Here is a 23,111-nt window from a genome sequence, read left to right on the forward strand (position 1 = left end):
TTGAGCGGTGCCTGGTCGAGGATTGGACCAATTTGCACCGCTATTTTGTTAAGAAGGAAAGTGGCGAAACCAACCTCTACAACTAACTTTCGGTCCTTATCGTTCTTGAGCTCTTGCCCATCCGCCTGAGCTTTGGTCAGACGCCAGCGCTCAAAGTCGAGGTTTGGCTTTTCGGGATCATCCTCTGGTACTGATGCAGCAAACTTTCGCTCGGCATGGCCAACCCGGTTGGCCACTACATCGGCCACGGAATATAAACACTCACGACCGCGCTTTTCTCGAAAATTTACTCCCCACTTATCGAAGGCCTGAGTGCTAATCCCCAGGCTTGAGCACAGATCCCGCTTGTTCAGCAACACAACATCCGGGGCTTTCGGTGGAGTTTTTCTCATGCTGATCTGGCTGCCTGTTCACTTGACGGGGGTTTAACTGCTCCAGCTTTGCCTGAGCCAGTCACATTTCAATTAGGTGAAGTTCTTGCGCCCTCGACTCTGCGCTGGTGTGCTCTTTGTCTTTGATACGCCGCAGATACGCGTTGTGGGCGCGGTTACCCAAATAGGTTGCAATAGCCAACACCATCCCCAGCACTACAGCTACCTTGTCCACGGATAGCAGCCCTCCAATAGCGCTGGCGAAAGAAGATAAATAGCTGGCCAGATTGAAGGCCTTTTGCGCTGGTAGGTCATTCATCATGCGCACCCTGTTTCGGTACAGGCTTTCGCTGCTCGTTCAGAAACAGTTCGAGGCGTTGCCATTGAGAGTCACAGTTGGAGATCACGGCTAGCAACCGACTGATGTAGCCGGTATGGTCGCCATTGTCGGTACCGCCAATCGGATAAGGTGGCGGGTCACATCTACCAATGATCTGAGGTGGGATCTCTACAGGCCTCGGCACCTCGATTGTTACGGTGCGCACAATTGGCGGCGTTGCTGAGCAACCGCTGAACATCATCAGGCACAGCAGTGCCCATCCACTGGCTAAGGCTTTCATCATGGCTGCTCCTGTATTCACCTAGGGTAACGCTGAGAGCTTCTTGGCGACCGCGAATACCAGCCAAGTCGGTGCGATATTGCTGCTCAGACACGGCGAGCGCCGTCAGCTGCTGCCATATCTTGGCTTTATCCGCTTCCTGCCTTTCAACGGCAGTCGTCAGTGCCGACACATCCAGTTGCAGCCCGAGTTGATTGGCGCTGGCGGTTTCAAGATTCGCCTGCAATAGGCTGACCTCTGAGCGAGTGACAGTGAGTGCCAGCCCCAAGGCCACACAGGCCAGAATAAGACCGCCAATCAAGTACAGATGGGCGCGGCCGGCGGCAACTTTAATCATGTGATTGCTCCTGAATGCAGAGTTGATGTCGTTCCTGTGCTCTTGTCCACACGCCCATGCAGCGTTTGTTGCCTGGGGTTGAACAGTCAAAACCGCCAACTGTGCGATATTCTGGCAGCAACAACGCATTACAGGCTTCAAGGTGACGGCCTTTCAGCAAATAACTGCGCATAGCCGATTCGCGCCATCGGCCAATGCCATACTGGTATACCCAATTGATATAGAGGTCGTATTCGCCCTGCGTCATTTCAACGCCAGGCAAGCTCTCCTTAAAGCGCACTTCATCGTTTGCGACATGGGCCTGGGTTGTTTTCAGGGCCTGCACTGGCGTGAGCTTGTCGCCAAGCTTCACTGGTTTACCGTTGGCATGATAGGTCGAGCCGAAGCCCACTGTAGGCCTGTCACCTTGCACCGGGATAGTCGCCGATGGGGAAAATCCCTCAGATACGACCAGGGTGATAAGAGCTGCGGCCGATAAGCTTAAGCTGGCCACTTTGATCCTGTTGGTCATCATGGCTCCTTAGATTCATTCATATAGGTAGGCTTACTGATCGATTAACCGGGCGCCAACCGGCGGCTGCGTCATCCCTCTAGGGGTTCTTCTCGCTGACTATGCTCCAGGGCGAGTGCTCAGTGGGGTATCAATGTAAACGCGCTTACTTTTACGTGGCATCGAAAGCCCTAAAGTAAAAAAGACCCGCTGAGGGTCTTTGGTGGTTGGCAGTCATTTTTAGCTCTGGCGAGCATGCCATAAACATAGCGATTTTCGGGGGGCAAAAAAAACCCTTTTCTGTCCGTTTTAGTCCTAGATCTGCCCCATTTGATAAAAGCGGTTTGAAAGTTGTGTGTTAACACACAAATAAAAAGCCCGCAGGAAAGGGCGCGGGCTTCGGTTTATTAATGACAGGATTCTAAATCTGTCACTGAAAGCCTAATACAAAACCAAACGTATGCAAAAGATCGGCGTGATCAAAAAAGGATCTGCAAAGTTGGTGTATCAGCGAACCATGAACCAGGCGAAAACCCATCAGCATTTTTACATTTACAATCAACAGATTGTGATACAGAGAAGGCACCTTTTCTAGATGCCTATAATCAATGGTTATAAAACAACAACCAACCGCCAAAATTTTTCATATGTAGTGAAGGATTGCGAGTCCCCGCCCCCGCATGGGCAGCGACTGGAAGGACCCCTTAAATTTTATTCAGACGATTTCTTATAATTTCAGAACAATTAAAGTGGTGTGAATATACAGAGTGAACTTTATTTAGCAATGAACCTATTTTACCTACTATTTCAACATCTTCTACATTCAATTTAGATATTTCACTTTGCAACTCTTCTAAAATATCCATTGAAAATTTAAGTTGAGAATTCAAGGCATTGCCATCTTCACAGTCTCTGGGTATTACTTGTTGGCACTTCATAAGGAGAAATATCCTTGAAACAATAAACATTCTAATTAACTGTAGTAAATTCGAGACAACACCATAAACTTCTGAAGGGTCATCAGAAGTCAGCTTAAACATTAGCTTTTTACCATCGAGTTCTATTTCAATCAAGCTCCTAATTTCTTCCTCAATCAAAAATGAAATTTCCTTGAGCTCTTCATACAAGGTAGACTTTTTCCAAGTGTAAAGCGCTTTTACAGCAATGAAAGCGGCCCCTATCGCTGAGATACTTGCTGCTATCACAGCTAAAGATTCGATCGACTTAAGGACTGACTGTGGCAGACTAACAACTTGAGCAAATATCCATCCAACAAGAAACAGCCCAACCGCAACCAAGCCCTCTATATGCTTTCCTTTCAACTTAACATCTCCATCGATTTATTTCTTAACGCATTAGCACCAATTCTGCCCTCCTTAACCAAAAGATGAAAGACTGCTTACTCTCAAACCCACACAATGCCCACTTACCCCGGCACAGGTACTGAGCTCGAATAGCTCGGCGGCACTCGGGCGCCAGCCGCTCAATGCGCCAGTCGTAACGAATAACCCCGGGCGGTGGGTTAATGTCACGCTCACTCACTGTCATTCCGTAGGTGATAGGGTCCTTGAGCCGGTCACAGCTACTGCGGGCGGCGTACCCCTTGCCATACTCATGCCTAAGCCACCAATTAGCCCACGCTCGCAATTCAAGGCGGAGCTGCTTCATGTTCATCAGCGCTTCATGCTGCGCATCGTGCTTATGCTGCATCGGCCATCCCTCTTAGGTTGAACAAGTCCAGGGCAAAAATATCAGCACAGATGGCGCAGAGGTCGTCATAAGGTACCGGGCTATGTCCCTTCTCCCAGCGCCGATAGGTTTTGACATTCACCCCGTAGGCGCTTGCCACTTCCTCCTGGGTCATTTGGCGCAATCTCCGCCCCATTGCCAGCAGTTTTGCCCCTGATGCTGCCGCCGCTTTTGCCATCCTAAAACGCCCCTTTTCGTGCAATTGCATCCTCTTTTGACAATGATGCAGTGATCATCACAGCCACCCGCTTGCCATCTGACTTTGCCCGTTACCAAGATCTGAATGCGATCTAGGGATTATCTCGGGCGCGATCTGATTAAATCCGCGCTCAATCAAATACTGGTGATACTGCTCAAGTGCCTGGCTCACCCCTGCATTAAGGGATGACTGAACATAGGTACGCAAAAGCACTGGCAGAGAGTGATTGAGCAACAACTCACCGATAACGGTATCAATACCAATCTCAGCAATAATGGTGCGAAAAAGCCGCCTGATATCGTGTGAAGTGAAGTATTTAAAGCGAAGGCCAACAGACCAATCCTGAGCAGTGCGCACAGCAATAGGCGCCTGACCACGGCCGGGGAACAGCCAGGCACGCTTGCCAACATTGGCCAGTTGCCAGCGGCGGTAATGATCAATCAAAGCCCGGGCAGATTTGGTCAACGGCAACCGCAACTCATTACCGTTCTTGGTGTTTGATGGCGGTATCACCCAAACATCGCCGGTGAACTGGTCCCACCTAGCCTGGCGGGTTTCATTGATACGGGTACCAAACATCATCATCAACACAAACAGCATGGCCTGAACCATCACAGTCTCTGATAACAGCTTGAACAACTCGCCAAGGTCAGAGTCATACAGCCTCGCATCCAGCGCCTTGGGCAGCCTCACACTGGGCTTGAACCCAGCCAGCGGATTGTTATCGAGCAAGCGCAGCCCAGCGGCCGAACTGAACGCCGTCTTGAGCTTACTAACCACCTCCACCACATAGCGGGGCGAATATCCATCAGCCAGCATCGACTTCACCAGCGCACTATCCAAATCACTCCAACTCAGTGATGCCAGCGGCAACTGCCCAGCCCTTGGGATCAAGTGCCTGGTAACTATCGAACGCACATTCCGGCGCCAACTCACACTCATAGTCGTGTTATCTGTCACATGCCCGGCATACCAGGTAACCACATCAGCCACAGTCACAAACTGCCCAAACATAACCTCACCCCCGGCTGCTCGCTCGGCCAGAGTGGCCGGCAACTGCTCCAAAAACGTATCGATACACAGATCCGGCCAAGTGCCCACCTTGCGCCAGCGGGTCACGTTCTGCTCATTGAACACCAGAAAAATACTCGCCTTGGTGCGCTCACCATTAGCTCGCAGCCTCACTGTCGGATACTGAGGATCCCGATAATCCCGGGTAACACCGCCACTCAACCAACGGCGCAGCGGCGCCCGCTTCAGCTTGCCAACGTCAACACCGCTCGCCATCAAGCCACCATCCTGTATTCATAGGTTTTGTTCGTACCCTGGCGAATACGCTTCATCCGCTTTTCGGCGGGTAACTCACGCCAACGGGCACTCAGAGCTGTTTCGCTATCAAGCGTTCCAAAGCGTTCTCGGCTTAACCGCTGAAGCTCAAACAACGTGTGCCACTTGCCATCATCCAGCATCGCCACCAAGCGTTGCTTCTGGGTTTTCGGTAATTGCTTACTCATCGTTTGCTCCTTTCGTTGTCCGTAGGCCAAACTTCACCCTTAAATCTGCAATGTTCGCTCTCGCTTTATTGGCCGCTGTAGGCCGAGCAACCCTCGTTGGCAGTGCCTTTGGCAAATTAAAATCAATCTCCTCACCATTGGCATAACGGCGGATCAACATGGTGTAATTGCGCTCAAATACCTTGAACGAATCATCTGCTGTTGATGCCCCAAAAAGCCAACTCCCGCCAGACTCACGCAACGCCAACCGCACAATGGCATGGCTCCACTTGTGTTTGGCAACATGCGAGTAATGCCGCATAGCTTCACGATAAGCCTGCTCAACACTTGGCAGTCCTAAATCATCGGGTTCCGCATGGCACCAATGGCAAAACTGCAAAGGCGAAGGCCAAAACTGCCGCTTACCATCGCGCTCACAACGGGCACGGTTAATGCCACGCTGCACCACCTCAACGCTGCCAATGCGCTGCGCTACCAAGGTTTTCAACCATTCCGCCTTCATGCTGGGCTCTTGCTCAGGCTTGGGCGCCCCAATCGGAAACAAGATTTTCAGCTTCGCAAACACGCTATCAATCAGCTGCCCGTCAAACTCCGACACCACAGGGCGCGATTGCTGCGCCGACGGCATAAAATCCAACGCCTGAATCGGCTGTGGTTGATGGTTTCGTTGTGTCATATCAGCGGATCTCCATCGTCAAAAACATTGCTGGTCCAGTGCTGCGGTGCCTGCCCACTGGTTGGCACCAGCCCACGGTTTACCGCCCAATCAAACTTGAACCCCTGCCAGCCCTCACCCAACGTCACTCGCAAGCAGTCATCCACACTCATGCCAGCTGCAACCGCCTTGTGCAGCTCAGGGGCAACGTAATCAACCGCACCTTGCGTCAAGGGCTTCTTAGCCGCTGCGCGGGCTTTCACCCAATCGGCAAATACCTCACCCGATGGCGCCGCAGGCCACTTATCAAAAATAAACTTGTCGCTTGGAGAATTGCGCTTGGCGGGCACGCCAACACGCTCTTGGTTCATTGACTGGTTAAATGACTGGTTCTGAGTACCGTTTTTGGGACTATTCAAAGTACCGTTTTTGGGACTATTTCCTGTCCGTTTTTGGGATGATTCCGTTTTCGGAACCATTCCGCTTTTGGGACTGTTATCGCCGGTGCTTATTGGCTGCGAAACATCCACCAAATTCAGACGGTAAATCTTCACCTTGCCCGTTCTGCCGGCTCGCTTACCCGTATCGGTTAGCACACCCGCGTCTTGCAGCTTGGCAATGTTGCCAATAATGGTTTTACGGTCCAGGCCCGTGTCTTTCACCAACCGCTCAACCGACGGATAACAGCGGTGATACTCATCCGCACGGTCAGCCATCGACAACAACAGCAATTTCAAACTCGCAGGCTTAATCGCTAACGACCAAGCCCAATCAGTCGCAGCACGGCTCATAACCCACCCCACATTGCGCAAGGTGTTGAAACTGAGCTACTATCACCACGCAGCTCACTTTCTCCACGAATGTTGTTGCACTCGCCCACCAGTCCGCCAAGATCGAGTGGGCGTTTTACTAACATCAGAAGGATATTGAGATGGCTAAAATCCGTAGTGAATATGCCAAGGTAATTGCGATCAATGACGAAACAGGTTTCGTTGCCGTCGAGCTTGATAGTGGTGACATTAGTGTTTTTGAGAAGCTGGTCTACTTTGAACTTGAAATTGGCAACCTTGTATATGGTCGATTTACAACAACAGGAATTGACTCGATTTTCAGACATCAAATACAACGCAGTCATGAAGTTGACGTAATAGCGACGGGTTGCACAAAAGACAATTATTTTCATCACATGTCCTCCTGAGTTATCTTGCGCAGTAAGTTGTCGTGCAATTGCTCTAACAACGCACGCCGTTCATCCCAACGCTTTAAGTGCTCCTCAAGCCCATCGAATGGCTGCACATAACGCTTGCGTAGCATCACCTCATCACAACGGCCTTGCTCCATTTCCAAGTAAGCCAAAAAGTATTCAACGGCCGCAGTGGGCATCGGCAATGTACGCTGACCAAGCAGCGCCTCATTCACAATGGTTTTTGCCACCTCCTCGAACTGCTGTCTCACCGTATGGTGATCAATTTTTGATACCAAAACGTCATACCAACCCACATTAGAAACGGCATTAATTAACGCGTTTTGGATCAAACACTGCATGTGCCTCGCATAAATCTCATGCGCGTTCATGCCATCAAAGCAAGCACCGTCAGATTGCATCGGCACCAAACATAAAGGCTTTTCTGCATCCAAAGCGGCAGGCGTTAACATGGCGTCATGCTGCGCTCGCTGCTCTTCAGTTAAGTGGCTGTTTAGCGCCACAAGACCATCATCATTTATGTTGTCCATGCTCATACGTCACCGCCTTGCGCCAAATTGACGCACATCAATGGCTTGGCTATGATGACCAAGCCTGAACTCAGGTAAGCGCCCGCAGCTGTCACTAAACTAACGCGGGCGCTTCTGTTTTTGTCCTCCTGAAATTTATCCCTACATTTGCGTTTAGCTACTGCAATTCCTAATATTGAATTAGGGGCAACGTAACGTCCTCTCAAGTGTTTTATTCTTTGAAAACATTCAAGCAAAGGAGTGCAAATGGAAACCAGAGTAAATGCAGAACATACTGTTGAAATCTGTGAGGTTATTGAACGTGATGAACATAATTGGTCAATAATTCTCAAACGCGGAAATAATGAGTTATACCTAGGCCAAGTGACAAAAGAGTCACCTCTTTTTAATATTGAAGACAAGGTTAGCGGTGTTATCGAATCCCATCGCTTGCATAACGTCGTGTTCACGCTCCTAGGTGCACGTGAGGTTACAACTGCACGTATGGCTCTCACTCTAATTTCATAGCGCTGACACTCAGAACAACCACCAACCAATAGCAAGGTGCAATGGATTATATTCATATGTCCTCCTAGGCGGCCTCAGGGCCGCCATCAATCAATCGCGCACCGTGCGCATATAACAAACTGGCAATCGCCTCAGCCGACAGCGTTGGCGAACAACGTACAATCGCCGCCATCCGTTCAATCTGTTCCTGCCGTTCAGCAGCACGCCAGCGTGGCTCACCAATCGGCACCACCTTGCAATCGTCATGTTCCATATCAATCACCTTCTTCAATGCTGATAGGCAACTCACCCAAAAAGTGCATCGAGAACTTCAAGCCGAATCGGAAGCCACGAATGAAATCAGGGTCATCAATTATCTGATCGCCGATTTGAATTTTTTTGGAATCGTGTTCTGCTATGCCTGTTAAGTGATCGCGGCGAGCGCTAAACCACTCCTGCAATTGCATTATCACTTTTGCTGCGCTTTCATTGACACAAGCCGAATCTTCAGGTGTTAAATCCAAGTCATTTACGTCCATATACCCTCCAAAGCAGGTGAGTTAACTCACCAATGCCATAAAATGGCGCCATTCCAACCGCAGCCAGCGGCACAGTTCACGCCAAACGTTCACCCGCGTTAAACGGCGCTGTTCGAGCAGCTCAAACTCACGGATCAACCCATCCAAGTCACGCGAAGCCTGTTCAAACGCCAAAATCGCCTCACCGCGCTCAACCGTATATGGCTCAACATCCAACGCATTCAAATACAGCTGATGCGTGTACTCCAGGTGCGTCCATAACCGCATTTGCGCAACACTCGATAAGCCACTCACACAGGCATGTAATACCGCGTTGCGGTTCTCAGTCGCTAACGAATGGCTCACGTCCAGTTCCATTAAATCCAATTCGTCCACGCTCATGCCCTCGCCTTTAATTGCTGCAAACGCTCAAAATCATCACGGCAATCCGCATCACAAAAACGGGCCTCAGCGGCAACCGGAGTACTGCAATACAAGCAGCGGCCGGTGCTTGCAGCTGTCTGCGGTGGCTTCCTTGCTTGGGCTATTGCCAGGCTGTCAAACAGCTCAGATACCCGTTGGGCTTCGTCTGCTTCGTTACTCATTGGCGGTGGCTCTGCCAGCGCGAAGGAAAGAAAACTCAGCTTCCAGCAATTGAATACTGGCCTCAGTCGTCGCCCGCGATTCCCTCAGCTCACGGTGGCACTGAACAACCTGCTCGCGGGTCGGCTGCGAGCCCAGGGTAATAACCGCAATCTGTGCTTCACTGTTTTCCTTGGTGAGAATTGCCGCCACCCTGCCCGGCTCCAACAGCCCGCCAACAAGGCCCGAGTCTGCAACTACCGTTACCCCTATCGGGCCATACACATCATTGAGGTAAGCCATACGCAAATGCGTTGGCATAGCGGCAAGCAAAGCTTGCTCAACATGAAACAAGCGTTCCGGGTTTGGGTGGCACTCTTGATATTGGCCCAGCCAGCGGAAAATCTTCTGGGCATTGATCCTGGCATCGTTGTAAGGGTCGTCGGTTCGCGCAAAGCTAATCCCCTCTCTGGCCAGTGGCTTTTTCAGGCCCAGGCGATCAACAACCTCCACAACGCTGGCCGCCAGTGATGCACGGCTCACCTTGGGCAACTCCAACCAGCGGTGAATGGCAACCATTAGCAGGTCAAGGCGTGATTTGTGTTTCATGGCTAAACTCCCTTTTAGGTTTACCGTGTAATCAAGCTGCTTGCTGCTCGTCATCATTTTGCGAATCATCAGCCATTAGCTTGCCGTTGGTGATGCGTTCGAGCTGATACGCTCTAAGTGGCGGGACGTTATCGCCCCATTTGGAAACTGCCGCTTGGCTGATTGGGAATCCTGCTTCGGTGAGCGAAGCAGCAACCTTTTGTTGAGTTTGAAAGAAGTTGAGTACGTCAGATTTTTTCATGATGTGACACCTTTCCGTTGGTCATGCCTGATAATATAACCAAAGTAAATTACACATCAAGAAAAATATTACCATATGAAAGTGATTAAATATAACCTGCGTAATATCATTCGGATATGAATACGAATCCTCTCAGCACTAACGTAGTGCAGCGCATGAAAGAACTTGGCATTTCTCAAAAGGAGCTGGCTGAGCTTTCTGGCATTTCTCAACCAATGGTTCACAAGTTGGTATCAGGCAAGGTAAAGTCCTCCGCAAAGATTGTGGAGCTTGCGCGCGCCCTAAAGTGCTCACCAGAAAGATTGCTTTATGGTATTGAGCAAAGGGCAGATGATGAGATTTCAGAGTATTCGGGTTCGTTTGCTGTCTGGGATGACAAAACACCGCTGGGCAAAGACGAACTTGAAGTGCCGTTCTTCACTGAAGTGAAACTGGCAGCAGGCAACGGCATTGTGGCCGATATCGAAAACCACGGTCCTAAACTGCGCTTCTCTAAATTAACCATGCGTAGTCAAGGCGTGGAGCCAGCTGCTGCTGTATGTGTGAAGGTTTCGGGTAACAGTATGGAACCGGTTTTGCCAAACGGCAGCACTGTCGGTATTGATACTGCCAACAAAACTATTGTCGATGGGAAAATGTATGCCATTAATCACGATGGCATGTTGCGGGTTAAGCTGCTCTATACCCTTCCCGGTAATGGCTTACGCCTGCGCAGCTACAATCAAGATGAATACCCTGATGAGAGTTATAGTGGCGACCAAGTAAAAGTGATTACCGTTATTGGTCGCGTGTTTTGGTATTCCGTGCTGCTGTAAGATTTTGAATTTAGACTGCTAGCTTTAGCGGCATATTCTTATGCAAAAAATCTTTGGAAGGTATTTCGACATCAGGGCCATATATCATCACTTCTGAGCCCTTTCTTTTCTCCTGAGCCGTATAACTCAAAAAATATGAGTCTTGACGATAGTCCTTATATATCTCTCTAATTTCAGGCACATCATCGTATGAAACGATCCAAGGATGACGGACATTTGCCATTGTTGCAGCTATTTCAACATGATCATCATGATTGTAGAAGTTACGGTATAACCCAGAGCCCTTAACGTAGTATGGAGGATCAAGATAAATTAGTGTCTTTTTAGGCAAAGTCGGAACAACCTCGCGAACTAGTTGTACAGCATCCATGTTGTAGACAAATATTCTTTCTTTGTAACGACCAATCAGCTCTATTCGCTTAATCAAATCTTTCTTGTTGTAGCGAACATCCAACTTCCATTTACCAGACTGTTCTTTCCCACCGATTACACCAGCCTTAAGGATGCCGGAACGGTTTGTTCGATTAAGAAAAAATGTCGCGAACGCTACATCTAAAGTTGAGTATTCCTCAACATTCGCAAGCACATTCTTCTGAACATGCCAATTGTCTATAGTAACTGGCGTATCACTGATCAGTTTGCATAGATCATCATTGTGCTCTTTAACAGATACCCAAAAGGCATACACTGCAGGGTCATAGTCATTAATGTGAATTTTTGATGCGTACTCATTGAACAACAGTTCAATCGCTACTCCAGCACCGCCAGCGTATGGCTCCAAATAATGACCATCTAAAAGCCCATTTGCTTCAAAGACTTGCTTCACAAACTGAGAAAATTTTCCTTTACCACCAGGGTACCTCAAGGGAGTTGCAAATTTCTTCATCTTAATAACTATCTTTTTGAGCCTTCCGCATATGAAAACATAAACTACAAGTAATGGCCAGCACTGAAGCCTAGCCCCAAATGGTATCAAAAAGAGGTTTATATGTCTCAGCAACACTATTCAATTCCGTTGGAATTGGTGCCGAAAACTGATTATGTACCAATTGGTTGAGATGTTCTATTGAACCTATAGAGCTATCATTAGAGCCTGTCGCTCTGTTACGTATAGCTCGACTTTGGGACTTATCGAGTAAAGTAAGCTGCTCTAACTTCGACACCACAGCAACTAATTTTACTGAAAGCTTATCATCGTCTTTAATTGGCTTGTGATTATCAACACGACATACTTGATCATTTGCTGCTTTTTGATTAGAAATGAAGGTATCTAATGTGAGCTCAAGGAACACTCTAAACATAACTCCAGCTGCATTAGGCGACTCATGTACATTTATAGAATGTCTCAATTCACGATAAATTTCGTTAATTCTGGAGTTGGTTATTTTGAGGGACCATGGGATTAGGTGTTTCCTCATTAAAGTCGAAGGCTTAGCTTTAATTTTAGGATTGTTTGAATTGTCTTCGCCGCTCCCGCCGCGATTGTTCCCTGAGTTATTGTTATCGTTGTTGCCATTACTACTATCATCTGCGGTATTTCCATTTCCCGTAGAATTAGTACCTCCGGAATTTGGTGATTGACCTGAATCTGTAGCATTGGGAACTTCGGTTGAAGCTGCTTTTTCCTTTAGTCGAACTGGTAAAAGTTCAGGCGGAATATGACCAATAAATTTCACTCGATCATCATGATTCCGTATATCATTTACATTATAGCCTTGTGTAGTAAAGAGGTTTATTGCGAAATCAACAGATGGTGCAATAAAATGTAGTTCCAAATTTGGCTCAAGGACCCGGTTCTTTACTTGAAGCATAAAGGCTTCCTGCGCAGGCTTTGAGCTGAATAAACGCGTAAGTGTAGTAACAGGAATATACATAACGCCTTTAACAGTCTCATCAGAAAAAATGTGTTTGTTATCTTTAACTAAGTTTCTAATTTGTCTACCAATAGACTCAACGCCGGTAAGCCGCGCTCTTCTCTCATCACGAATGTCGCTGTCCCATCCTACCCGACCAACGCCCCCGTTTGGCCCGGTGTGTTTGAGTTCAATCCAAATATCACCACTTTTTCTGTCTGGTACTACACTGCATTCTACTTCTGAAGGGAGCTGAAGATTTTCTATGGCTGAGATAATTTCTTGAATTGACTTGGCAATTTTACTATCTGACGCAAGATCTGGATTTTGTAGCAGTTTAAGGGCGGTCAGTCTACGATTTCCCTCAAGAACGATATAACTACTTTCGTCAGATGGATCTGGTGTAACTAACTGTAATTCAGTTGGATCCAGGCCAAATTTTGCTATGTGCTCAGCAAGCTTAACTATTTTCTTGGCATCTTCTGGATCAGCCATCATGAGATCTAGGGCTTCACGCTGATTCTGGGCAACATCACCGCCAAACCTGACGTTTTCCTGGTCAAGTTTGATTGAATTGACAGATAAAGATTGAATATTCCTTGCCACGTAAAAACTCCATTGTCGAATAGATAACCGTATCAATTATATCGATTTTATATGTTTCATAATCAGAAAGCTTCATCAGTTGCTCACAATAACAGAAATAAATTGAGAATACTGATTGAAGACATCTTACAAAACATGACCAAAGTAATTGACCAAAGTAATTTACTTTGGTTATATTTAACCCGTACCACTTAACCAGAGGACGGGACCATGCCAATTCTGACCACCAACCCAAGCACCGCGAAGGAACGCGCCGAACACCGCTTGTTAGTGTCACTGCGCTTCGCCTGCTTGATGACCAAGCACAGCAATCCAATGGACTGCCCACGGGTAAAGCAACGCGTGGCAGAGTTGGAGCGCTACCTCTACCAGCACCACCCAAGCCAACGGTTCGACCAAGTATATGTCGATTGCGCTGGCGAACTTGGTGAAAGCTTTGCCCTTCGGGTACAAAGCCAAAACTACCAAGCCACTATCTGGCGCAGCCATCATCATGCTGCCGCTATCACACCGCTGTTTAACAACGCTATTGCGTAGGAGGCCGACATGGACTGCCAATCAACTCGCACCCGCACTGCCCGTAAACCGCACCAATGTTGTGAGTGCCACAGCACCATCAACCAGGGCGAGCAATATGCCTTTACCTCAGGTGTATGGAACGGCGAACCCGCCAGTTTTAAAACATGCCACAACTGTTGGGAAATACTTGCACAAACATCACGTTATGTGAATTTAACAGCAAGTGAATGTGATGACTATCCCTACTTTGGTGGATTGGTTCAATGGTTTGATAACCGCATTACCTGCGATTTCCAAGGCGAGGCCTTTGTTTTGGAAATGGCCGAGGCCCTCCAAGTGCCGCCACAGCAGTTAGCCACCCTACTCTGCATTGAGTTAACCAAGGAGGCAGCATGTTAACGCTGACCCAGCCAGATAAGGCAGAACTAGAACTGGTTATAGGCTACAGCCTCACTTGCTCCAGCTGCACTAAAAGAATTTTTATTGATTCGGACACCACTATTTTGGAAACCCTCAAAAGCGCCGGTTGGCAGCGGGCCGAAACCGATCATGAATACCTGCCCTGCGTCTGCCCCAAATGCGTGGGCGAGCTTAAAGACAACGAGCAGGAACTTAAGGAGATCTACTAAATGGAAATGTGTTTCTCTATGCCCGCCGTCATGGGCATGCAAGGCGGCAAGGTTTTTTACACTGTGATGATGTCAATGAGGGTGTTGGTTCGTATGCTTCGAATTGACGATGCAGGCAGTGTGCTTGAGCGCAGTCAACGCAATGTTAACCCTGCGAGGGCCAATGCGATTGCCAAATACATCAGCTCTAATCCAACAGGTTATGTTTTACCTGGAATCATTGGGGTTGTAGAAGTCCCAAACGGCAGCGATGCACCAAAGTTTGAGGCGTCGGAGATCAGCTCTTGCGTTGGTGTGCTCAAGGTCAGCATGGATTCCATCATTAAACTATTTGACGGACAACATCGCGCCGTTGGCATATCAAAGGCGCTTGAGCGATGCGAGCATCTTACCCAAGACACCATCAGCATTACAGTGTACCCAAGCTTGTCGCTGCAAGAACGCCAGCAAGCCTTTACCGATATTAACCAGAACGCTAGCAAGCCAGCACAGGGATTGGGCGATACATACAACCACCGCGATCCTTTATCTCAAATCACAATGCAGGTCGTCGAAGAGACTGAATGGCTTTTTGACCGAGTGGACTTTGCCAACAACAAAGCCAGCACTCAAAGCAACTACCTGTGGTCATTCAAGCAACTGAAAGACGCCACTGCCATAGCTATCGGCACAAAAAAACCTACTGAAGCAGAGCACGCTTGGCGGGCAAATGAGTTCTGGTGTGACCTCGGGCAGGGTATGCAGTTTCTTAGCATTGCGGCCAGTGAGCGCGACAAAACCTTATTCACCACCACAGTAATGCTCAAGGCTCTTGCAAAAGTGCGTAATGAGCACGATGCCCTAGGAGTAAGGCATTGGTGCGCTGCATTTGAGCGTTTGGTTTGGAGTCGCAACAGTAAACACTTCATCGGCCGCTGCATCTGCCCAACAACCGGGAAAATGATCGCCAATTCAGATGCCGTAAACCTGACAGCAAACCAAATCATGATGGCAATGGATAAGCAGCTCCCTGCTAAGCTCGAAGAGCTGGAACACAAGTATTTCCCCAAGGAGGCAGCATGAAGCACCTAATCCCTGGAATGGAAAGCCAAGAGCGCTTTGAGCTGCTAATCAGCTTCACCGATATCACATCAGAGCCAATGATCAGCGCCTTGCAGGATCACTATGTGAAGGGGCACCCGGCCAGTGTGGCCGCCAAGATTAACGGCATAGACCCGGGCAACCTCAGCACTAACCAGAAATCAATGGAACAAGTTGCCGCCCGCATCGAGCGCGTGAAGGAGATCGACTGGCAACGCTTTGGCTATAAGGCAACGAATAGTTGTGGGTTAACCAACAAGGGGGCAGCTCGATGAGTTACCAAATTATCTATGCTGACCCGGCCTGGAAATTCAACGACAAGAACCAGAACGGCAACCGAGGCGCCAGCTGTAAGTATGACGTTATGAGCCTTGAGCAAATGAAGGACCTGCCTGTTGCTGATATGGCAGCGGATGATTGCACCCTGTTCATGTGGCACGTTCCCGCCATGCCATTGGAAGCACTGGAACTGGTAAAGGCTTGGGGGTTCACCCTTAAGACCATGAAGGCATTCACTTGGGTAAAGCTGAACAAACGCTTTTTCAACAACCTGCAGCGTGAATTTAGAGTCAACCAGATTGACCTGCAAACTATGCCGGAAGAACAACTGCTGCAGTTGTTGATGGCCGCTACAAAGATAGGGCTCGGGCACTGGAGCCGTGGCAACACTGAGGATTGCCTGATTGCTGTTAGGGGTAAACCCAAGCGCCAGGGCAAAGGTGTGCGGCAACTCATTATCGAACCGATACGCGAGCACTCACGGAAACCGGATTGCACCAGAGACCGCATTGTTGAACTGATTGGTGATCTGCCGCGGGTAGAGTTGTTCGCCCGTCAAAATCACCCAGGGTGGCATGCATGGGGTAACGAAGTTGAGCACTCAATCCCATTACTCACTGCCGGCAACAAAGCCGCTTAAGGAGACGATATGGACCAGATAGCAGAACTCTACAAACAAGGCCTGAGCTTTGAACGAGTAGCCGCTGAACTGCAGTTGCCTGTTCATCGAGTAAAGCATCACCTTCAAAGACTGGGGATCACCCGCTCACGTATCGATGCGGTGGCCATCGCCAACAAGCAACGCCAGCAAGAGCAGCGGCCGAGTTACTTGGATATTGCAGAACGAAAGGAGGCGGCCCCTTATGCCCGCTTCCTGCATCAAATGGATCAATTGAGGAGGAAGGCAGCATGAGTAATGAGCAACAGCAAACAACCCAACTGGTAATACAGCACACAGAAGAGAAACTGTTTTTAACCACCAAAGAGGTAATGGAACGTTACCGGCTTTCCAGCCCCACAACACTGTGGAACTGGCGCCGTAAAATTGGTTTCCCCGCTCCTATTCACAACGGGAGGTTTTACTCGAGAAAGCAGCTGGAAGCTTGGGACAGAGAGCAAGAGGCGGCTTGAGTCTCTTGGTAAGTCAGAGTGATCCTCTGACTTACCAATGTATAGGATTTTAAAATTAGTAATTTTCTGAACGTTTTGATTTATACCTGAAGTATTCAAATATTTTTCCACCTAATTCGTAATAATCAAATTCCGACTTATTACTTTTTTGTTCATCTTGTAAACGCAACAATCTTGAAGAAATCTCCTTAATCTTAATCAATGTGAAGAGCTCATCATCATTGAAGTGATTAGCAGATGACAAAACACTTTTCTTCTCTGCATCAACCCAACTAATTATTGCAATATAATCACGAGCTTCTAAGGCATTGAGAACATAACACATGTCAGATTCCCCCTTAATAGCTGAACTTAATCTATCAAGGTCCTTATTTATATAATTGTATTTCACAAAAGAATTACCTTGATTCAGGAAACCACTTTTAGAATTGGAGTAAGATATTTGCTCCTCTTTCAAATCATTTACTTCCCTTACACTTTCCTTACTGATACCTGTATTCACAAATGTACTGACATACTCCAAAAATCGCTCAACAGTATACATATGGAACAACTTACCAGTCTTATCCGAAAACTCTTTAACTAGTTCGACCCTTGGGCCAATTATATTGCCTTTTTCCTTTTGCCACCAATCGACCTTGACATCATCAGTAACAAATATAATATCAACATCTGTACTTTTCGCGTGTTTGATAATTTCATCCCAGATTATGTAATCACCATAAGCACGGAGTTTATCATGAAGTGCAGTACAGTCTTTGGCCTTAGAGGCATCTTCATATCCTGGCGGGATTTTATTTTTAAACCTATTCTCTGCTTCAGTGGCAATTTTATTCAGTTCATCTTCAGACTTTGACTGACCAACCTTACCATCAAAAATATCTGATACATCGTCAAGTATATCATCGACATTGATTCTTGATGCATGTTTAACTCTCCCAGCCTCTAACTCTTCTGAAAGCTCTTTAAATAAATCATTCGATCTCTCATGTAAATCCTCACCAATAAAAGGATGCTGTTTTGAGTGTTCAATATCCCTTCTCAACTCTCTTATTTTTCCGACCGCTTTTTCATATAACTCTAGTTGAGAGTGAATGACGCTCAACCGACCATTGAAGAATTCCAGCGCTACTCTATTAGGCATAAAACAACGTTCACTCAGGCCTCTAATAACTTTTAAAACATCATTCTTAGTAGAATCTGAATATCGATACAGATTTAACAAAACATTTGTATCAAAAACAAATTCGGCCTTATCAAAAAGTTCCTTTAACTCTTGCTCTGTTTTTTTATAAAACCATGGAAATGTTGTTCTCATATCGTCCCTGCAATGGTGTTATTTAATAATTTAGAATTCCACAACGTATAAGCAGTCCGCTGTTCATCAAGCCAATCATGCTTGTTATATACCGCCATTACCCCGCCGAGCACATGGCCAAGCATTTTCTCGGTAACATGGGGCAATACCCCTACCTCACTGAGCCTGGTAGACAGAGTGCGACGAAAATCATGCAAGCGCCAGTGTGGAATATCCATTCTGGCACGTATCTCACGCACTAACTTATTGACAGATGCTACCCCTAGGGGCTTTCTGTGTTCATTAGGGGCCGGAAAACTCCACTCTGACTGATACAGTGACCACTGCTGCTGCAGAATGGCCAGTAAGTCTTCCGTGATTGGCCTGCGAACAGGCAAATTAGTTTTACTATTTTCAGCAGGTACTGTCCAGACCATGGATTCCAAATCAAAATCGGCACGTTTTGATTTCAACAGCTCAGAGATCCTTGCCCCGGAGTACAAGCAAGCCTTTATCGAGTTGATAACTGTAGTAGTTGCACGGCTTTTATCTAACTCAGCGAGTATTTTATGGCACTCGGGAAAGGTCAGTACCCTGTCACCTACCTTGGAGGGTGAACCAACATCAGATACACGCAGTTGAAGTACATCAAGATTAGAGATCATCTGCCGGCGAATAGCCCAATTGCATATTGCTTTTACGTGCTTGAGCATAGCGCCTGCAGTTACCCGGCTGGTTTTGGCGATACCGTCGAAGAAATCGATCCACTCACTCATAGTGATTCTTTCAACTGGCTTACCGGGGAATGCGTTGAACAGATAAGCATTGAACGCAGAACGATAGATAGCAACTGTGCCCGGCTTTAACCCTGGGGCCCGTAGCTCTAAGAATGCCTCACAGATATCTTTCAGTGTGGGCATACCTTCTTGGGTAGTTCGGTGTTTCCAGTAAAGGCGTGGGTCTGTACCATTACTCAATACATTGCGGATTTCAGGAATCAGCTGCCTCGCTTCTGCAACCTTTAAGTCTGGATATCGGCCAACAGATAACCGACAAGGCTTTCCTTGCCAGCGAAAACGCCACTGCCATGTTATAGTGCCCTGAGGTGTGATGCGTACCCCAAGGCCATCACGGTCTGAAAGCTCGGGTTTACCCTGATATGGTTTGCCAAGAATCGCGCGTAACTTAGCATCAGACAAAGACATTTCACTAACCTGTGTACATATTTTAGATTAAGCATAAGTTAGCTTGAGCAACATGTACACAGGTATGTACACACATGGGTTCAAACGGTCTTAAAATCTGGTGAAAACAAATAAACAAGCATGGTCAGCGTTGGCGATATTTATCAGATAGTTGAGCAGAATATTTGAAGAGTTATAAATGACAAGAAACAACGATACAATGCCAACAATATTCTGGCATGATTATGAAACATTCGGCGCTAATCCGGCGAAAGACAGGCCGGCGCAGTTTGCCGGGATACGTACCGATCTGGAGCTGAACATCATTGGCGAGCCCGAGACCTTTTACTGTCAGATAGCCAGCGATTACCTGCCCTCTCCCGAGGCGATCCTCATCACAGGGATCACGCCGCAACTGGCGAATGGCAAAGGGCTGCCGGAAACCGAGTTTATGGGGCGGATCAATGCCCTGTTCAGCCAAGCCAATACCTGCGTCGCCGGCTACAACTCGCTGCGATTTGATGATGAGGTCAGCCGTTATGGTTTTTACCGTAACTTTATCGATCCCTATGCCAGAGAATGGCAGCAAGGCAATTCCCGCTGGGACATTATCGATTTGGTTCGGGCCTGCTATGCCCTGCGCCCGGACGGGATCAACTGGCCAACCAAAGAGGACGGCTCTCCCAGTTTCAAGCTCGAACATCTGACCCAGGCCAACGGACTCGGCCATGAAAAGGCTCACGATGCCATGTCAGATGTTTACGCCACCATAGCCTTGGCCAAACTGATAAAAGAGAAACAACCAAGGCTGTTTGACTACTATTTCAAACTCAGACGCAAGCAGGCAGTCTCTGAGCAAATCGATGTACTCAATATGCAACCTTTGGTGCATATCAGCTCCAAGATCCCGGCGACTCAGGGCTGTGCCACTCTCATTGCCCCTGTGGCCCATCATCCGGAGAACAAGAATGCCATTGTCTGCGTTAACCTGCATATGGATATCAGCCCGCTGATTGAATTGGATGTAGACAGCATTCGCGAGCGCCTCTACACGCCAAGAAGCGAATTGGCAGAAGATGAATTACCCATACCGGTTAAACAGGTGCACATTAATAAGTGCCCCTTTATTGCCACCGCCAAGACACTGACCGATGAAGCCGCCGAGCGGATTGGATTTGACAAGGCCTTTGCCCGCGAGCAATACAAGCGCCTGCGCCAGCATCCGCAGATCCGCGCCAAGCTGGCAAGCCTGTTTGATACCCCAAGGGACAACCAGAGTACAGATCCGGATCTTATGCTCTACAGCGGAGGATTCTTCTCTCCGGCGGATAAGGCCAAGATGGAGATGATCCGCCATACCGCCCCCGATAATCTGGCGGCGCTGGATCTCAGCTTTGACGACCCCAGGCTCAAGGAGATGCTGTTTCGTTACCGTGCCCGCAACTATCCTTCGACACTTACGGACAAAGAAACACTGCGCTGGCATGAGTTCTGTCAGCAAAGACTCAACGATCCGGATTATGTCATTCGCTTAGAAAATCTGTTGGAAGAAACTGCCGAAAATGAAAGTCACCAGCGACTTCTCAAGGCTCTGGTGCAATACTTACAGGCGCTTTAACGGAATTTTGCGAAGCCAGTCCCGTTTCCACTGTAACTTCCTGACTAAACTGGATAACCATTAGCTTAACATTTAACAAGGAATGGCCAATGCAAGACAGATTTGTAAACAGCCTGAACCAGTTGCCCAAGACACTTGCCGAGCAATTGGTGCCACTGCTCAACGATGAGTTCGCCGGTCATCTGGATGCACAGCAGCTGAGTGAGTTGGCCAAGGTCAGCGGCCTTGGTGATGATGAATTACTGCTGGCACTCTTGCCTATTGCTGCGGCACTGGCCAATCCGCCAATCAGCGAGTTCTATGTCGGCGCCATCGCCAAAGGCAAGAGCGGTGATATCTATATGGGCGCCAATATCGAACTACCGGGTGAAGCCTTGTGTCACTCGGTTCACGCCGAGCAAAGCGCCATCAGTCATGCCTGGCTGAGCGGTGAAAGCCAGGTAGTCGATATCATAGTCAACGAGAGTCCCTGCGGCCACTGCCGTCAGTTTATGAATGAGTTGGTGGCCGGGCAAGAGATCCGCATTCATCTGCCCAAGCAGCCTACAGCGCCTTTGAGTCATTACCTGCCCTACGCCTTTGGTCCCAAAGATCTCAATGTCACCACACCTTTGCTGAGTAAACAACAGGTAAACCTGGCGCTTGAAAGCTCCGATCCCATGGTGATTGAGGCGCTGGATCACGCCAGCCTCAGCTATGCCCCGTACAGCAAGAGCCATTGTGCGGTAGTACTGGAAACGGCTGATGGCGCCACCTTCTGTGGCCGTTACGCCGAAAACGCCGCCTTTAACCCATCCATGATGCCGATGCAGATGGCACTGTCGACCCTGCTGCGCCATAACCGCAGCTTCAGCGAAATCAAACGGGCGCTGCTGCTGGAATCGGCCGATGGCAAAATCTCTCTGGTGGGAGCCAGCATGGACGCCCTGCACGCAGTGGCGCCTGTAGAGCTGGAACATATAGTGGTCAGCCCCGAGCCCAACTGATAGCAGACTCAAAACCCAAAAAGGACAGCTGAAGCTGTCCTTTTGTTATCTCCAATCGCTGGCCTTACTTATTACGGCACTTCTCCTGGCGAGCCATCAGACTGGAAGTATCCCAGCGGTTACCGCCCATGGCCTGCACTTCTGCGTAGAACTGATCAACCATGGCAGTCAGCGGCAAATGCGAGCCATTGCGTCTGGCTTCATTGAGTGCTATGCCTAAGTCTTTGCGCATCCAGTCCACCGCAAATCCAAAATCATACTCACCCTTCAACATGGTCTTGTGACGATTTTCCATTTGCCAGCTCTGGGCCGCGCCTTTGCTGATCACCTCAACCACCTTCTCGCCATCGAGCCCGGCGCTCTTGGCAAAATGCATGGCTTCGGCCAAACCTTGTACCACCCCGGCAATGCAGATTTGATTGACCATCTTGGTCAACTGCCCGGCGCCAACATCTCCCAATAGTTCGGCGCAGCGGGCATAGGCAGCCATCACAGGTTTTACCCGTGCAAATACCGCCTCAGAGCCGCCGGCCATAATGGTCAATACCCCATTCTCGGCACCGGCCTGACCACCGGAAACCGGCGCATCCATAAAAGCGATGTCCTTCTCGGCCAGCAAAGCGGCCAACTCCCGCGCCACGTCGCATGAGGCAGTGGTGTGATCGACAAAGATACTTCCCGGAGCCATACCATGTACTGCGCCCTCTTCACCCAGTACGACCTGGCGTAAGTCATCATCATTGCCGACACAGGCAAAGACAATATCCTGTCCCTCGGCGGCTTGGGCCGGAGTCGCGCAGCAGCGCCCACCAAACTCTGCCGCCCAGGCTTCAGCCTTGGAGAAAGTACGGTTGTAAACAGTGACCTGGTGCCCCTGTTTTTGCAGATGCCCAGCCATGGGATACCCCATAACACCTAGACCGAGAAATGCGACATTCGCCATGATATTTCCTTGATTGTTTTAAGTGCGGGAACAGGCTGGCCCGATTGCCGACCATGCTTCAAAACC

General features: G+C 48.5%; 36 protein-coding genes. 13 read left to right on the plus strand and 23 right to left on the minus strand.

Annotated features, from left to right (window positions below):
• The 11 genes from HCX89_RS00005 to HCX89_RS00055 form a co-directional block, all read right to left on the minus strand.
• On the minus strand, positions 1–392 hold a 392-nt coding region (locus tag HCX89_RS00005), incomplete at its 3' end, for a terminase small subunit (protein ID WP_167714621.1).
• A 61-nt stretch (positions 393–453) separates the two neighbouring features.
• Positions 454–693, minus strand: coding sequence for a hypothetical protein (locus HCX89_RS00010; protein ID WP_167714623.1), 240 nt, complete (start codon positions 691–693; stop codon positions 454–456).
• Between the two features lie 161 nt (positions 694–854).
• Positions 855–1,328, minus strand: a complete 474-nt coding sequence (locus tag HCX89_RS00015) for a hypothetical protein (protein WP_167714625.1) — start codon at positions 1,326–1,328, stop codon at positions 855–857.
• Positions 1,321–1,842, minus strand: a complete 522-nt coding sequence (locus HCX89_RS00020; RefSeq protein ID WP_243887345.1) for a lysozyme — start codon at positions 1,840–1,842, stop codon at positions 1,321–1,323. The genes HCX89_RS00015 and HCX89_RS00020 overlap by 8 nt, the downstream gene beginning before the upstream one ends.
• Before the next feature lie 680 nt (positions 1,843–2,522).
• On the minus strand, positions 2,523–3,140 hold the full coding sequence (locus HCX89_RS00025) for a hypothetical protein (RefSeq protein ID WP_167714627.1): 618 nt from the start codon (positions 3,138–3,140) through the stop codon (positions 2,523–2,525).
• 25 nt (positions 3,141–3,165) lie between these two features.
• A complete protein-coding gene (locus HCX89_RS00030) occupies positions 3,166–3,528 on the minus strand; it encodes a hypothetical protein (RefSeq protein WP_167714629.1) in 363 nt (120 codons plus the stop codon).
• A complete protein-coding gene (locus tag HCX89_RS00035; protein WP_368039287.1) occupies positions 3,518–3,775 on the minus strand; it encodes a helix-turn-helix domain-containing protein in 258 nt (85 codons plus the stop codon). Before HCX89_RS00035 ends, HCX89_RS00030 begins: the two co-directional genes overlap by 11 nt.
• A gap of 27 nt (positions 3,776–3,802) precedes the next feature.
• Positions 3,803–5,053: a tyrosine-type recombinase/integrase gene (locus tag HCX89_RS00040; RefSeq protein ID WP_174839986.1), complete on the minus strand. Its 1,251-nt coding sequence runs from the start codon at positions 5,051–5,053 to the stop codon at positions 3,803–3,805.
• A complete protein-coding gene (locus HCX89_RS00045; protein WP_025009576.1) occupies positions 5,053–5,280 on the minus strand; it encodes a hypothetical protein in 228 nt (75 codons plus the stop codon). Before HCX89_RS00045 ends, HCX89_RS00040 begins: the two co-directional genes overlap by 1 nt.
• Positions 5,273–5,956: a replication protein P gene (locus HCX89_RS00050; RefSeq protein ID WP_167714634.1), complete on the minus strand. Its 684-nt coding sequence runs from the start codon at positions 5,954–5,956 to the stop codon at positions 5,273–5,275. Before HCX89_RS00050 ends, HCX89_RS00045 begins: the two co-directional genes overlap by 8 nt.
• Positions 5,953–6,726: a helix-turn-helix domain-containing protein gene (locus HCX89_RS00055; RefSeq protein WP_167714636.1), complete on the minus strand. Its 774-nt coding sequence runs from the start codon at positions 6,724–6,726 to the stop codon at positions 5,953–5,955. Before HCX89_RS00055 ends, HCX89_RS00050 begins: the two co-directional genes overlap by 4 nt.
• Before the next feature lie 140 nt (positions 6,727–6,866).
• Here HCX89_RS00055 and HCX89_RS00060 point away from each other — a divergent pair, with 140 nt between their 5' ends.
• The gene (locus HCX89_RS00060) at positions 6,867–7,133 is read left to right on the plus strand and encodes a hypothetical protein (RefSeq protein WP_167714638.1); all 267 of its coding nucleotides are present in this window, start codon (positions 6,867–6,869) and stop codon (positions 7,131–7,133) included.
• Here HCX89_RS00060 and HCX89_RS00065 read toward each other — a convergent pair.
• Positions 7,118–7,675: a hypothetical protein gene (locus HCX89_RS00065; protein WP_167714640.1), complete on the minus strand. Its 558-nt coding sequence runs from the start codon at positions 7,673–7,675 to the stop codon at positions 7,118–7,120. The genes HCX89_RS00060 and HCX89_RS00065 overlap by 16 nt on opposite strands.
• Positions 7,676–7,915: 240 nt before the next feature.
• Between HCX89_RS00065 and HCX89_RS00070 the strand changes: the two genes are divergently transcribed.
• A complete protein-coding gene (locus HCX89_RS00070; protein ID WP_167714642.1) occupies positions 7,916–8,176 on the plus strand; it encodes a hypothetical protein in 261 nt (86 codons plus the stop codon).
• 64 nt (positions 8,177–8,240) lie between these two features.
• On the opposite strand, the gene HCX89_RS00075 is transcribed toward HCX89_RS00070, so the two are convergent.
• From HCX89_RS00075 to HCX89_RS00100, 6 genes are read right to left on the minus strand one after another with little or no spacing between them, the layout of a single operon-like run.
• A complete protein-coding gene (locus HCX89_RS00075; RefSeq protein WP_167714644.1) occupies positions 8,241–8,429 on the minus strand; it encodes a hypothetical protein in 189 nt (62 codons plus the stop codon).
• 1 nt (position 8,430) lies between these two features.
• Positions 8,431–8,694 carry a hypothetical protein gene (locus tag HCX89_RS00080; protein WP_167714646.1) on the minus strand — a complete coding sequence of 88 codons (264 nt, stop codon included), beginning with the start codon at positions 8,692–8,694 and terminating at the stop codon, positions 8,431–8,433.
• A 21-nt stretch (positions 8,695–8,715) separates the two neighbouring features.
• On the minus strand, positions 8,716–9,075 hold the full coding sequence (locus tag HCX89_RS00085) for a hypothetical protein (protein WP_167714648.1): 360 nt from the start codon (positions 9,073–9,075) through the stop codon (positions 8,716–8,718).
• Positions 9,072–9,278 (minus strand): DUF2116 family Zn-ribbon domain-containing protein, encoded by a 207-nt coding sequence (locus HCX89_RS00090; RefSeq protein ID WP_167714651.1) that lies wholly within the window; start codon positions 9,276–9,278, stop codon positions 9,072–9,074. The genes HCX89_RS00085 and HCX89_RS00090 overlap by 4 nt, the downstream gene beginning before the upstream one ends.
• Entirely contained in the window at positions 9,271–9,864 is a 594-nt protein-coding gene (locus HCX89_RS00095; protein ID WP_167714653.1) for a hypothetical protein, read from the minus strand. Before HCX89_RS00095 ends, HCX89_RS00090 begins: the two co-directional genes overlap by 8 nt.
• 31 nt (positions 9,865–9,895) lie before the next feature.
• On the minus strand, positions 9,896–10,105 hold the full coding sequence (locus tag HCX89_RS00100) for a Cro/CI family transcriptional regulator (protein ID WP_025009567.1): 210 nt from the start codon (positions 10,103–10,105) through the stop codon (positions 9,896–9,898).
• A gap of 155 nt (positions 10,106–10,260) precedes the next feature.
• Between HCX89_RS00100 and HCX89_RS00105 the strand changes: the two genes are divergently transcribed.
• Positions 10,261–10,920 carry a helix-turn-helix transcriptional regulator gene (locus HCX89_RS00105; protein ID WP_081782878.1) on the plus strand — a complete coding sequence of 220 codons (660 nt, stop codon included), beginning with the start codon at positions 10,261–10,263 and terminating at the stop codon, positions 10,918–10,920.
• Between the two features lie 10 nt (positions 10,921–10,930).
• Here the strand turns inward: HCX89_RS00105 and HCX89_RS00110 are convergent, their stop codons facing one another.
• On the minus strand, positions 10,931–11,806 hold the full coding sequence (locus tag HCX89_RS00110; RefSeq protein ID WP_025009565.1) for a DNA adenine methylase: 876 nt from the start codon (positions 11,804–11,806) through the stop codon (positions 10,931–10,933).
• 70 nt (positions 11,807–11,876) lie between these two features.
• Positions 11,877–13,379: a hypothetical protein gene (locus HCX89_RS00115; protein WP_025009564.1), complete on the minus strand. Its 1,503-nt coding sequence runs from the start codon at positions 13,377–13,379 to the stop codon at positions 11,877–11,879.
• 210 nt (positions 13,380–13,589) lie between these two features.
• Between HCX89_RS00115 and HCX89_RS00120 the strand changes: the two genes are divergently transcribed.
• Genes HCX89_RS00120 through HCX89_RS00155 form a run of 8 tightly spaced genes read left to right on the plus strand, consistent with a single transcriptional unit; the run spans position 13,590 to position 17,017 of the window.
• Positions 13,590–13,916 carry a hypothetical protein gene (locus HCX89_RS00120; protein WP_167714655.1) on the plus strand — a complete coding sequence of 109 codons (327 nt, stop codon included), beginning with the start codon at positions 13,590–13,592 and terminating at the stop codon, positions 13,914–13,916.
• A gap of 9 nt (positions 13,917–13,925) precedes the next feature.
• The gene (locus tag HCX89_RS00125) at positions 13,926–14,297 is read left to right on the plus strand and encodes a hypothetical protein (protein WP_167714657.1); all 372 of its coding nucleotides are present in this window, start codon (positions 13,926–13,928) and stop codon (positions 14,295–14,297) included.
• Positions 14,291–14,527, plus strand: a complete 237-nt coding sequence (locus HCX89_RS00130; protein WP_167714658.1) for a hypothetical protein — start codon at positions 14,291–14,293, stop codon at positions 14,525–14,527. Before HCX89_RS00125 ends, HCX89_RS00130 begins: the two co-directional genes overlap by 7 nt.
• On the plus strand, positions 14,528–15,589 hold the full coding sequence (locus HCX89_RS00135) for a DGQHR domain-containing protein (RefSeq protein WP_167714660.1): 1,062 nt from the start codon (positions 14,528–14,530) through the stop codon (positions 15,587–15,589).
• Positions 15,586–15,882 carry a PapB/FocB family fimbrial expression transcriptional regulator gene (locus HCX89_RS00140; RefSeq protein WP_123115623.1) on the plus strand — a complete coding sequence of 99 codons (297 nt, stop codon included), beginning with the start codon at positions 15,586–15,588 and terminating at the stop codon, positions 15,880–15,882. The genes HCX89_RS00135 and HCX89_RS00140 overlap by 4 nt, the downstream gene beginning before the upstream one ends.
• The gene (locus tag HCX89_RS00145; RefSeq protein ID WP_167714662.1) at positions 15,879–16,526 is read left to right on the plus strand and encodes an MT-A70 family methyltransferase; all 648 of its coding nucleotides are present in this window, start codon (positions 15,879–15,881) and stop codon (positions 16,524–16,526) included. Before HCX89_RS00140 ends, HCX89_RS00145 begins: the two co-directional genes overlap by 4 nt.
• A 9-nt stretch (positions 16,527–16,535) precedes the next feature.
• Entirely contained in the window at positions 16,536–16,799 is a 264-nt protein-coding gene (locus HCX89_RS00150) for a hypothetical protein (RefSeq protein WP_167714665.1), read from the plus strand.
• On the plus strand, positions 16,796–17,017 hold the full coding sequence (locus HCX89_RS00155) for an AlpA family transcriptional regulator (RefSeq protein ID WP_025009557.1): 222 nt from the start codon (positions 16,796–16,798) through the stop codon (positions 17,015–17,017). Before HCX89_RS00150 ends, HCX89_RS00155 begins: the two co-directional genes overlap by 4 nt.
• Before the next feature lie 55 nt (positions 17,018–17,072).
• Here the strand turns inward: HCX89_RS00155 and HCX89_RS00160 are convergent, their stop codons facing one another.
• Together HCX89_RS00160 and HCX89_RS00165 are read right to left on the minus strand one after the other, a co-directional pair.
• On the minus strand, positions 17,073–18,335 hold the full coding sequence (locus tag HCX89_RS00160) for a PIN-like domain-containing protein (protein WP_167714667.1): 1,263 nt from the start codon (positions 18,333–18,335) through the stop codon (positions 17,073–17,075).
• Positions 18,332–19,519: a site-specific integrase gene (locus HCX89_RS00165; RefSeq protein WP_167714669.1), complete on the minus strand. Its 1,188-nt coding sequence runs from the start codon at positions 19,517–19,519 to the stop codon at positions 18,332–18,334. The genes HCX89_RS00160 and HCX89_RS00165 overlap by 4 nt, the downstream gene beginning before the upstream one ends.
• 178 nt (positions 19,520–19,697) lie before the next feature.
• Here HCX89_RS00165 and sbcB point away from each other — a divergent pair, with 178 nt between their 5' ends.
• Entirely contained in the window at positions 19,698–21,116 is a 1,419-nt protein-coding gene (gene sbcB, locus HCX89_RS00170) for an exodeoxyribonuclease I (protein WP_167714671.1), read from the plus strand.
• Positions 21,117–21,205: 89 nt separating this feature from the next.
• Positions 21,206–22,102 (plus strand): cytidine deaminase, encoded by an 897-nt coding sequence (cdd, locus tag HCX89_RS00175; RefSeq protein WP_025009553.1) that lies wholly within the window; start codon positions 21,206–21,208, stop codon positions 22,100–22,102.
• 64 nt (positions 22,103–22,166) lie between these two features.
• Here the strand turns inward: cdd and HCX89_RS00180 are convergent, their stop codons facing one another.
• Positions 22,167–23,045, minus strand: coding sequence for an NAD(P)-dependent oxidoreductase (locus tag HCX89_RS00180; protein ID WP_144190511.1), 879 nt, complete (start codon positions 23,043–23,045; stop codon positions 22,167–22,169).
• Positions 23,046–23,111: the final 66 nt, after the last annotated feature.

The organism is Shewanella sp. Iso12 (assembly GCF_012030025.1).
In the GTDB taxonomy this organism is placed as follows: domain Bacteria; phylum Pseudomonadota; class Gammaproteobacteria; order Enterobacterales; family Shewanellaceae; genus Shewanella; species Shewanella algae.